Source organism: Desulfogranum mediterraneum DSM 13871 (genome assembly GCF_000429965.1).
GTDB classification, from domain to species: domain Bacteria; phylum Desulfobacterota; class Desulfobulbia; order Desulfobulbales; family Desulfobulbaceae; genus Desulfogranum; species Desulfogranum mediterraneum.
This window is the reverse complement of the sequence record NZ_AUCW01000013.1, coordinates 33,154-43,701: the sequence shown is the minus strand read 5'-3', so window position 1 is coordinate 43,701 and position 10,548 is coordinate 33,154. Positions and strand designations below refer to the sequence as shown.

Here is a 10,548-nt window from a genome sequence, read left to right as displayed (position 1 = left end):
AAGGAACAAAGGGCAGGGAAAGGCAGGGAAAATTCCATACTATCAGAACGCAAGGGGGATGTCTACTGAGCACGACAATGGGGGGATGGGGGGATGGGGGGATTGGGGAGCCGGGAAGATCGGGGAGCCCAGTCGGACCGAGGGCCGTTGTGCTTGGAGCGGCTTTCAGGGAGAGGCGAAACGTTTTTTTGCATTGAGCCGGTGTGGCCCCCTTGCAGGGAAGAGGGCCACGCACAGCGAGCAGGCAGGGTTGTTACTTGTAGGGGTTGTAGGTCAGGGTGGGACAGGGGGCCCCTTTGACGACCCGCTCGGCAACACTGCCCAGCCAGACCCGTTCCAGTCCTTTGCGGCCGTGGGTCCCGACGATGATCATGTCGCCGTCGACCTCCTTGGCATAAGCAATGATGGTGTCGGCCACATTTGCCCCCCTGGCCACCTTGCCCTCGCATCCTGAGCAGGTGTTGCGGTTGGCTTCAACCAGGTTCTTCATCTTTTCTTCGGCCAGGTCTCCCATCTTGACCGTAAAATCTTCAATGGTCGGACCAACATAGTCGCCGTAGATGTGCACCTCCTCGACAACATGGAGAAAGCGGAGGCCCGCATCGAGCTTTTTGGCCATGTGGACGGCGAAATCCACCAGCCGGTCAGTGTAATCGAGGAAATCAACCGGGACAACGATGGTGCTGATTGGTTTCATGATAAACCTCCTTCTGTTGAGGATCTAGATGTTGAGTTCGCCCAGGCTTTCCAGGGAACCCAGGGGGCCGGGTCTCACCACTCCGCAGCCCCTCTGTTCCAGTGAATACTGGCCTTGATTATAGTATGTGGCCGATCACCCCGGGCGGCAATTGAGCAAAAATGAGTATATAGTAGTTAGAAAAGATACCCATCGAGTGTCTCTCCCCAAATGAGCCATTTCGTTCAAGGTCAAGGGGTTCAAAAAAATAGAGTGCTGGCATATATTTGATATTTCAGGGATGTTTTTTTGAGCATGACGCCGGGAAGGAGTGAAAGTGCCTTTTAGGGACAGCCACCAGCGAGTGTTGAGCTCACTTTCTGCTTGATTTTTTGTTGGTTTGGCAGACAATGAAAGGGAGCAGGGCTGCCTTTCCACCTGCCTTCGGCAGCAGGAGGCGGGGTGGAGGCAGGCGGGCTCTGTGGTGGATGAGCTCTAGGTAGAGCGCAGAGCGCAGGGGGCTGCGGAGCCGGGGCAGGAACACGATTCCAGGGAATCTATGAGTCAAGAGGAGCGAGGCATGTCATCATGGGCTGCACTCCGAGAACGGGTCGATTCGTTAACTGCGGCCTGTCGGCAGGGCAGTTGTACGCTGATACGGGAGGACTGTCTTGGCCTGCTCAGCGAGATCCAGGCCTTTGAGGAGGAGCTGGAGCAGACCCAGGGCCTGAGTGAGATGAACAGGCTGTTGCAGCTCTCCATCGAAGAGCTTGTGGTCGAAGAGTTGTACCGCAAGTTTCTTGATGTGGTCTGTTCCTTCAGCCGGCTTGGCCGGGAACAGCAGGGGCTCATCTTTCTTTGCCAGCAGGATCGGCTGCTCTTAAAGGCCCATAAAAATGTGCCCAAGCAGCTGCTGCAGCGGTGTGTCGACCGTGATCCGGACCAGTGTCCATGTACCAGGGCCATAGCGGAAAAGAAGATCATCTTTCTCGATGGCGGCCGCCCTGAGCCTGGTCAGCCCCGACCCTGCCTGCCGCACCACTGCCAATACTGTGTACCCATCCTCACGCCGGGAAAGCAGGTTCTCGGCGTTCTCACCCTCTTCCTCGAGCAGGACCTTGGTTTTAACCGCAAGACCGAAAAGATCCTGGCCGCAGCCTCCCGGGTCATGGCCGCGATCATCCGGCGGAAGCTTCTGGAAGAGCAGCTCCAGGCGCAGACCGGGCTGCTGACCTCGATCTATTCGGCAGCCGATTCCATCGGTCTGGTGGTGACCGATCTTCTCGGTCGGGACGGTGGAATCGTTCAGTTCAGCCCCGGTGCGGAGCACATCTTCGGTTACCGGGAAGAAGAGGTGCTGGGGCGTCCTGTAGCCCTGCTCTACCAGCAGGAGGAGCGCCAGGCCATCCCCCAGCTTGATCCCCTGCTCGGTCAGGGCAGGAAGGTGCCGGCCCTGGAGATGACCATGGCCAAGAAAAACGGTGAGCCGTTTCTGGCGGTGGTCACGGTGACCCCCTTTGTCGGCAATCGTGGTTCCCCGTCCCATGCCTTGAGTGTCTTTAACGATATCTCTCCGCTCAAAGAGGTCCAGATGGAGTTGGAACAGGCCAACGCCTCTCTGGAGAGGCGGGTCAGTGAACGGACCAGGGAGCTGCAGTATGTGCAGCAGCAGATCCTCCATGCGGAAAAACTGGCCGCCGTCGGCCAGCTGGCCTCATCCATTGCCCATGAGTTCAACAACCCCCTCCAGGGGGTGATGACCGTGCTCCATGGGGTGGCCAAGAGGGCGGTGCTGGAAGAGGAAGACCTGGAACTGGTGAGCTCTGCCGTGGAAGAGTGTAACCGGATGGTACACCTGATCCGCGATCTCCAGGATTTCAACCGTCCCTCTTCGGGCAAGTTTTCCTGGGTCAACCTGCATCAGATCCTGGATTCACTGCTCCTGCTCTACAAGAGTGACCTGCGCAGTAACAAGGTGGAGCTGGTCAAGGCCTATGGCGATGAGCTGCCGGCCATCTCGGTGGTTCCTGATCAGATACGCCAGGTGGTCCTGAATCTGCTCAACAATGCCGTGGACGCCTCCAGGCCGGGCGGAACGATCACCGTCTCTACCCTGGTGGAACAGGAGCGGGTCAAACTGGTCATAGAGGACACCGGTCACGGGATTGCCCCTGAGCATCTTCAGCGGATCTTTGAACCCTTTTTCACCACCAAACCTGCGGTCAAGGGCACGGGTTTGGGACTGTCGGTCTGTTACGGCATCATCAAGAGTCACAAGGGCAGCATCGAGGTGGACAGCCAGGTGGGTCACGGCACCCGCTTCACCATCACCCTGCCGACCCAGAGGATACACTAGTGGCGCAGCTGAGAGTACTCTTAGTGGACGACGAGAAGGTCATTCGGGAGAGCCTGGCCAGGGAACTGCGCCTGGAACAGTATGAGGTCGCTCTGGCCGCAGACGGTAGCCAGGCCCTGGAGCTGTTGCAGAGTCAGCGTTTTGATGCCATCATTACCGATCTGGTGATGCCCGACATCGACGGCATCTCGGTGCTCAAGGCCGCCAAACAGCTCAGTCCCAGTATCAGCGCCCTGATCCTGACCGGCTATGGTGATCTGGGCTCGGCCATCGATGCCCTGCGTCTGGGTGCCGACGATTACCTGGTGAAACCCTGTGATACCGACGAGCTGTTGCATCGTCTGGCCGGCAGCCTGGAAAAGAGGACCCTGCTTGCCCGTCTGAAGCAACAGAACAGCCTGCTGGAGCAAGAGGTGAATAAGCGCAGGCAGTTTGAACGGCAGCTGCACGCCAGTGAACAGCGTTTGAGGGTGGCCCTGGATGCCTCCTCCGATGGGGTCTGGGACCGCAATCTGGTGACCGGTCAGGTCTGTTACGGGGAGAATTGGCACCGTAACCTGGGCTACAGCGACCAGGAGGGGGGGCAGAGTGTCTCGGTCTGGGAATCTCTGATTCATCCGCAAGATCAGCCGCGGGTGGCAGCGGCCCGGGAGGAGCACCTCCAGGGGCGGGCCCCGCGCTATGAGGTGGAGTACAGGATCAAGAATCGAGCCGGCCAGTGGCAGTGGATCCTCTCCCGGGGCAAGGTCATCGAGTGGAATGAGCAGGGAGAGCCGACCCGCCTGGTCGGCACCCATACGGATATCACCCGGCTGAAGAGGGTCGAGGCCGAGCTCCAGGCGACCCGAAGGGAGCTGGCCCAAAAGGTGATGGAGCGGACCGCAGAGCTGGAGGAGACCAACGTGGCCCTCAACGTCCTCCTGAGCAAGCGGGAGCGTGATCAGGAGAACCTGGAACAGCAGATCCTCGCCAATGTGGCGGAGCTGATCGATCCCTACCTGGTCAAGCTGGCAGAGAGCTCTCCCTCCAAAGAGCAGGGGCTCTATCTTGATATCCTCAAGGCCAATCTGCGCGAGCTCACCTCGACCCTTGCCCAGAACGTGGCTGCCAAGTTCTCCCGCCTGACTCCGGCTGAGATCCAGGTGGCTAACCTGATCAAGATCGGCAAGAGGAGCAAGGAGATCGCCGAGATCATGCACCTCGCCCCGGGCACGGTCAATGTTCACCGCAAAAATATCCGGAAAAAACTCGGTCTCACCAACACCAAGGAAAACCTGCAGACCGTTCTCCTCTCCCACTCCTGAATGGTCCGGGCCGCTAGCCCGGACCCATCCCCTCTGTTGTCTCCGCCCTGCTTCCTACCCTGCCCGTTGCAGGGTCGCATGGGGATCGGCATAGACCACATAGGAGAGCCAGCTCATCTCTCCCCGCATCATCAGGCCGGCATCCCGGATCGAAGCGGAGTTGGCCAGGCCATGGCAGGCGAAGTGGAGGATGTCGAAACGACCGGGCTCTTCGATGGCCTCCATCACCTGGTTGCCGGCTGGTTTGATTTCTGAGCTACCTTGAGGGCTGCCTTGAGGCTAAGCTTGAGCGGGATCTTCCTTTGTCTTCCAGGGGTCCCCTTGGGGCTCCCTGGAAGGGATAATCGTGCTCAGCTGCTCCGTTTTTTGGGGAGTGGCCGATCGTGGGGGATGTTCTCCCAGAGATCGGTGGCTTGAAAATGGTCACGGTCAAGGGTCTTGGCCTCACCCTGCCGGGAAAAGATGACCAGGGCCAGGGACTCCATGAGGGTGTTCAGGTCCGTCTCCCTGGGGAGTTCCTCCATCACCTGATGCCCCAGGAGCTCCATGACACTGATCGTTATTGGCAGCACATGCTCGCTATGGTCCTTGAAGCCGGTCATCAGCTCTCGATCATGGCTCTGTTCGTCCCAATGGGAAAAACGGGTTCCTGGGCCATGGTCGGTTTCAACCCGCATGGTCTCCAGGGCAGGGAGCCTGTCGATGGCGGCTGTGGTGAAGCGACCGCTGGCGGGATCGAACAGCTCCTGCCACTGTTCCCAGCCAAAACCAAGGGTGTGGCCGATCTCGTGGATGATGGTCCCGGCGATCTCGTTGCCGCTGAAGCTGGAGAGGTAGCTGGTGTTGAATTCGACCACGCCGTAGATGACGCCGGTCCTGGTGTAGGGTTTGTAGGCCCTGGCAATGGTGTTGTTGTTGGCCGTGAACACTCCCAGGCGGATAACGATGGATGAAGCGGGAGCAATGAACCTGTTCCAGAAGTTGCAGGCGGTCCTGCCGGCCTGCTTCAGCCTGCCGCCCACATCGGAGACGATCTTGTAGGTGATCAGGCTGGTGACAACCTCGATGCGGAGGATGTCGGCGGCCTGACGGAGATGGGGCAGGGCCTGATGAATGGCCTGGAGCCGGGCCATCTCATCCGGCCTGAGACTACGGCCCTGGATCTGGATCTGTGCTGCTTCCTGGGTGAGGTCTTGAATGAGCTTTTCGAGCGATTCCACAGTTGTCCTCCCTAAGATATGTGTTGGCTGATACCTTGTATCCGTCTTCTATCTAGCTGGATCGGACTTGTAATAAGGTCTACAAAACAGGAGGTTGTCTGTCAATGCCTCCGGGCTGTTTTGCGGGAAAATGTGTTGATGGTGGCTTGAGACCGGAGGGCTGACGGTTAGAAGAGAGTGTTCTTATATCGCTATGAATTGACAATTCTGATGAAATAATATTTCTTGAACTTGTCTGCTGATCTGCCATCAGCCATCTGCTGTGTTGCTGCTGCCTGAGTAAGGTTTTGATTTTGTTTACGCAAAGATGTGTATTGTGAAAAAATCAGGCTGTCGGAGACGATTATCGACGCAAGGCAACCTTGAATAATGGCTTTTTCTTCCAATCTAAGCGTTGCGACCAAAAATTTAGTCTCGGAATATCAGCTATATGTCTCTGTTAAAATTTTATCTCGCGCCTTGACCTTGATCGAAAAATCTAATTATTCAAGATAGCCGCAACTCAGGGTGGCCTTCAGCTGAGGATTGAGGAGGGAAATGGGGGCTATCCGGATCTGCCAAGCTATGAGTTGCGGGGGCCCTCTTACACCGGGTGTGGACCAGCGATCTGCTCAAGCGTGTCTGGGAACAGTAAAACAAGCAGGCAGTAGGCCTTGGCGCAAGAGCAGGAGAGAAACAGATCAAAGAAGGGCCTGGAAGATGGGGAACAGGAGCTGGAGAAAAATGGACTCCACTGGATCCCTATGGGGCCATACTGCACAGACCTGGATGCCCGCCTGCGCGGGCATGACGGAAAAGTGCGCGGCATGATGGTAAAAGCGTGCATTGAGATATCCATAACTGAAAAGCTACGGAATGAACATGACCGGTAAACTCGATCAACTTCGCAGGGATGCGGTTGCAATATTCCAGGCCGGGCTCGCCGCCGTTGCCCCTGGTGCTGCAATCAGGAGATTTTGTCAGCTTGAAGAGGGTGTTCTCAGGGTCAATGGGAAGAGCTACCCCCTCGATGCCTTCAACAGGGTGGTTGTTCTTGGCACCGGCAAGGGCGGAGCCTCCATGGCAAAGGCCATGGAGGAGCTTCTCGGTGAGCACATCTCTGAGGGACTGATTACGGTAAAGTACCGCCATCTGGAACAACTTTCCACGATCGAGCTGATAGAGGCCGGCCATCCTCTGCCCGATATGAACGGCCATGCAGGGGCCCGCAGGATCTTTCAGCTGGCCTCGCAGGCGGATGAGAAGACCCTGGTCATCTGTCTGATCTCAGGCGGCGGTTCGGCCCTGCTGCCTCTGCCGGTGGCTGGGGTAAGCCTTGACGATAAGCAGCAGACAACCAAGGTGCTGCTGGCCTGTGGCGCAACCATTCATGAGATGAATACCATCCGAAAACACCTCTCAGCCATTAAGGGCGGTGGCTTGGCCAGGGCCGTGTATCCCGCTACCCTGATCACCCTGATACTCTCAGATGTGGTCGGGGATGACCTTGACTCGATCGCCTCCGGTCCCGCTGTGCCAGACCCTACAACCTATGCCGATTGCCTGTCCATACTGGATCGTTACGCAATCAGGCAGCAGCTACCCTCCACTGTCTTGCGTCACCTGGAAGATGGCGCCGCCGGTACGGTTCCGGAAACACCTAAAAGGGGAGATAGGATCTTTTCCCGAACCGATAATGTGATCATCGCCAGGAACTGTGATGCCCTGATCGCCGCGAAGAGGAAGGCCGCTGAACTCGGTTATCACACCCTTGCCCTCTCTTCCATGCTCGAAGGTGATACCAGGGAGTCTGCCGCAATGCATATGGCAATCGCCCGCGAAGTGGCCCGCTATGAGCTCTCTGTCGCCAAGCCTGCCTGCATCCTTTCCGGCGGGGAGACAACCGTAACCATCAAGGGGACGGGCAAGGGGGGGCGCAGTCAGGAATTTGCGCTGGCTGCGGCATTGAAGATGGGGGAGATGAAAAACAGTGTGGTCCTCTGCGCCGGCACCGATGGTACCGACGGCCCCACCGACGCAGCCGGAGCGATCAGCGACAGCTCAACCCTGGAGCAGGCCCGTTCCCTGGGCTTGGATCCTGCGGCCTATCTTGAAAATAACGATGCCTACCATTTTTTCCATGCCCTTGGCAGCCTCTATATAACCGGCCCTACCAACACGAACGTCATGGACCTGCGGCTGATCCTGGTCGGCTGAGGAGGTCGAAAACAAGGACAAGGGGCGATCTGTTCCTTTGGGGGAGGGATAAGCCGGAGAATGCGGCTCTCAAGGATCTGGCAGAGCGGCAGGCTTGCATGAGCAACCCTGTTTCAGGGAGATGGTTGATCCTGATTCCTGATTCCTGGTTCTTGATTCCTGATTCTTGAAAGGAGGCAGCAGAGGCGCTGCCTCCTCTCCCGGGATTACCGTGTTTAGCCCCTCTGCTGCCGTTTCTCCCCGATGGCGAGTTGGCCTGTTCAGGCAGGGTTCTTGCTCTCCTGCAGCTTCTTCTCTGCCGCGCAGTGGAGCCCCTCCTTTGTGGCCAGGGTGGCAAAGCAGCGGTTGCAGGAGATGCACGAGGCCTTGCTGCGCTGGCCATCGCGCCATCTCTGCACCAGTTGCGGCTCCCGAATAAGCGGCCGCGAGAGGGCGACATAATCGGCGAGTCGCGACTGGACGACCTCTTCGGCAGAGGGATAGGAGAGAAAACCTCCCACCAGGATCAGGGGGATCTTGACCTCCTGCCTGAAGGCCGCTGCAGCCGTCCTGTAGTAGACTTCCCGCTCCGCCGATTTTGCGGTCCCCACCCTTGAGGGGGTGCTTCGGCCGGATTCAAAGGTGCCGCCGCTCATCTCGATGGCATCCAGGCCACCATCGGCCAGCATCCGGCTCACCTGCACCATCTCTGCCACCGTGAGCCCGCCTTCCAGAAAATCCTCGGCATTTATCTTGACCAGCAGCGGAAAGTGCTCCCCGACCCTGTGCCTGATTTCCTGGTAGACCTCGAGCAGCAGCCTGGCGCGGTTTTCCAGGCTGCCCCCGTATGCATCCTCCCTGGTGTTAAACGAGGGCGATAAGAACTGACTCAGCATATAGCCGTGGGCCGCGTGGATCTGAATGGCATCAAAACCGGCTGCGACTGCTCGTTGGGCTGCCTCGCCAAAGGCGATGATCGTTTTCCTGATCGTGTCGGTGTCCATGGCCGAGGCTGTCTTCACCCCCTCCTCAATCACGTCAGAAGGGCCAACTGCACCGTGCTCACCCGTGCCGATGCCCCTCTTGCCGGCATGGGCAAGCTGCACCGCAACCACGCCGCCATGGTCGTGGATAACCGAGGTGAACCGTTTCAGGCCCTGGACCATGGCCTCGGAGTGGATGCCCAGCTGCCTGGGGCCGGCCTGGCCTGCTCTGTTGACATAGGCGTGACCGCTGATAATCAATCCTACCTGGCCGCGGGTCAGCTCTGCCATGTACTCCAGGAGTTGCTCCCGGACCGTTCCGTCGGAGCCGGCCATGGCCTCGTAGGTTGCGGATCTGATGAAACGGTTTTTAAGCACCATGCCGTTGATCGCTGTTGGTTCAAAAAGTTGGGGCATCTTTTCCTCGTCTGGAAAGGTTGAGTCCCTGAACCTGCCCGCCAGCTGGAGTGTTGAGACAACTCCAAAGGAGGGACAGGGTGGGACGGGTCTGGTCATCTATCTCTGTTGCTGCAGCGCTCGCCTGGACCCTGACTGTTAGATCCAGAAATACCTCAAGTCCAAGGCCTTGACAATAATGATCTTCGCCTGAGACTGATAAGCCGGCTTGAGGGCGGGCGGGATCCAGGGAGCAGAAAAAATTGGCAATAAGTGGTGTCGGAGTTGTAGACTGGTATGAACAGGGAACCGTTGTCCTCTGGCTCAGCCCAAGCTGCCCTGAACAGCCAGCCCTAAGGCTCGACAGGGGTGAGCAGGGGGCGATCTTGTACTGACTCAAGGGTCCTTTGAAAAGTGAGATTGTTTGATTCGGGCCAAGGCACGGAGAAAATGTAACCGCAGCCATCTGGTCGATATCCCGAGGGTAAAAATTTCGACATAAGGCCGGGATTGGAAGGAAAGGCACTTTTTCAAGGGAGCCTCAAGGTAGGGGGAGAGATGAGATGGGAGGGAAAATGGAGAGATCGACCCAGGGGGCTGCACACTCTTTTGTTTGGCCGTTGCTGCTGTTTCTTCTGTTCATTGGCTCTTGTCTTCCAACCCCTCTCCTTGCCCGGGAGACGGCCCTCAGGGTCGCCTTTGATGAGTGGCCTCCCTGGAAGATGACGACCGGTCAGACCATGGCGGGGATAGATGCCGCAATTCTGGAGCGGATTGGAGCCCAGACCTCCCTGCAGTTTGAGTTTGTGGTGGCTCCCTGGAAGAGATGTATCGAGCTGTTGAAAGATGGCGAGGTGGACCTGATAACCAGTTTTGCCGACAATGAAGAGAGAAGGGCCTTTGCCGATTATGTTCAGCCCCATTATTACCTCGATGCGGTCCGCTTTTATGGACTCAAGGGTGCCGGGCTTGTCTTGGAACGGTATGAAGACCTCTATGGGTACCGCATAGGGGTGGTGAGGGGCGCCCATTATGATCATCGTTTTGATCAGGATGGGAAGCTTGAGAAAGAGGTGGTGGCCCACGAACGGCAGCTGAAAGAGATGCTGTTTGCCGGCAGGATAGATTTGATTATTGATTGGGAGGTGCCTTTTGACTACCAGGCAAGGGAGATGGGAAGCTCGGCTCTTCTAAAAAAGTATGGCTTTGATCTGACGGCGGGCGATGATGATTCCGGCGGGAGGCCCCTGCAGCATGCCTATTTCATGGCCTTTTCCAAGAAGTCAAAAAAGATCCATCATAAAAAGGAGTTTGCGAGTGCCCTGCACTCCATGGTTTCCCGGGGCGAGATAGAGCGGATCGTCCAAGAGGTGGTGGCGCAGCAGCCATAGCCGGGAGGCCTTTCCGGCTGCTGGCCATGACCCCTTGTTTTCACAGC

8 protein-coding genes are annotated in these 10,548 nt (G+C 57.6%); 4 read left to right on the top strand and 4 right to left on the bottom strand.

Going from position 1 to position 10,548, the window contains the following annotated elements; translation table 11 throughout:
• Positions 1-253 precede the first annotated feature (253 nt).
• Positions 254-697: a universal stress protein gene (locus tag G494_RS0105805; protein WP_028583771.1), complete on the bottom strand. Its 444-nt coding sequence runs from the start codon at positions 695-697 to the stop codon at positions 254-256.
• 559 nt (positions 698-1,256) lie between these two features.
• Here G494_RS0105805 and G494_RS25190 point away from each other — a divergent pair.
• Positions 1,257-3,032: an ATP-binding protein gene (locus tag G494_RS25190; RefSeq protein ID WP_051305434.1), complete on the top strand. Its 1,776-nt coding sequence runs from the start codon at positions 1,257-1,259 to the stop codon at positions 3,030-3,032.
• A complete protein-coding gene (locus tag G494_RS25185) occupies positions 3,032-4,336 on the top strand; it encodes a response regulator (protein ID WP_084456467.1) in 1,305 nt (434 codons plus the stop codon). Before G494_RS25190 ends, G494_RS25185 begins: the two co-directional genes overlap by 1 nt.
• Positions 4,337-4,390: 54 nt before the next feature.
• Here the strand turns inward: G494_RS25185 and G494_RS26645 are convergent, their stop codons facing one another.
• Both G494_RS26645 and G494_RS22135 read right to left on the bottom strand, forming a co-directional pair.
• Positions 4,391-4,561, bottom strand: coding sequence for a hypothetical protein (locus G494_RS26645; protein WP_153305774.1), 171 nt, complete (start codon positions 4,559-4,561; stop codon positions 4,391-4,393).
• A 125-nt stretch (positions 4,562-4,686) separates the two neighbouring features.
• A complete protein-coding gene (locus G494_RS22135) occupies positions 4,687-5,556 on the bottom strand; it encodes a zinc metalloprotease (protein WP_051305432.1) in 870 nt (289 codons plus the stop codon).
• Between the two features lie 861 nt (positions 5,557-6,417).
• Between G494_RS22135 and G494_RS0105770 the strand changes: the two genes are divergently transcribed.
• Entirely contained in the window at positions 6,418-7,752 is a 1,335-nt protein-coding gene (locus G494_RS0105770; protein WP_028583769.1) for a glycerate kinase type-2 family protein, read from the top strand.
• Positions 7,753-8,012: 260 nt separating this feature from the next.
• Here the strand turns inward: G494_RS0105770 and G494_RS0105765 are convergent, their stop codons facing one another.
• Complete coding sequence (locus G494_RS0105765; protein WP_208597636.1) at positions 8,013-9,230, bottom strand: oxidoreductase; 1,218 nt, start codon at positions 9,228-9,230, stop codon at positions 8,013-8,015.
• Between the two features lie 443 nt (positions 9,231-9,673).
• Here G494_RS0105765 and G494_RS0105760 point away from each other — a divergent pair, with 443 nt between their 5' ends.
• Positions 9,674-10,501: a substrate-binding periplasmic protein gene (locus G494_RS0105760; protein ID WP_084456465.1), complete on the top strand. Its 828-nt coding sequence runs from the start codon at positions 9,674-9,676 to the stop codon at positions 10,499-10,501.
• Positions 10,502-10,548: the final 47 nt, after the last annotated feature.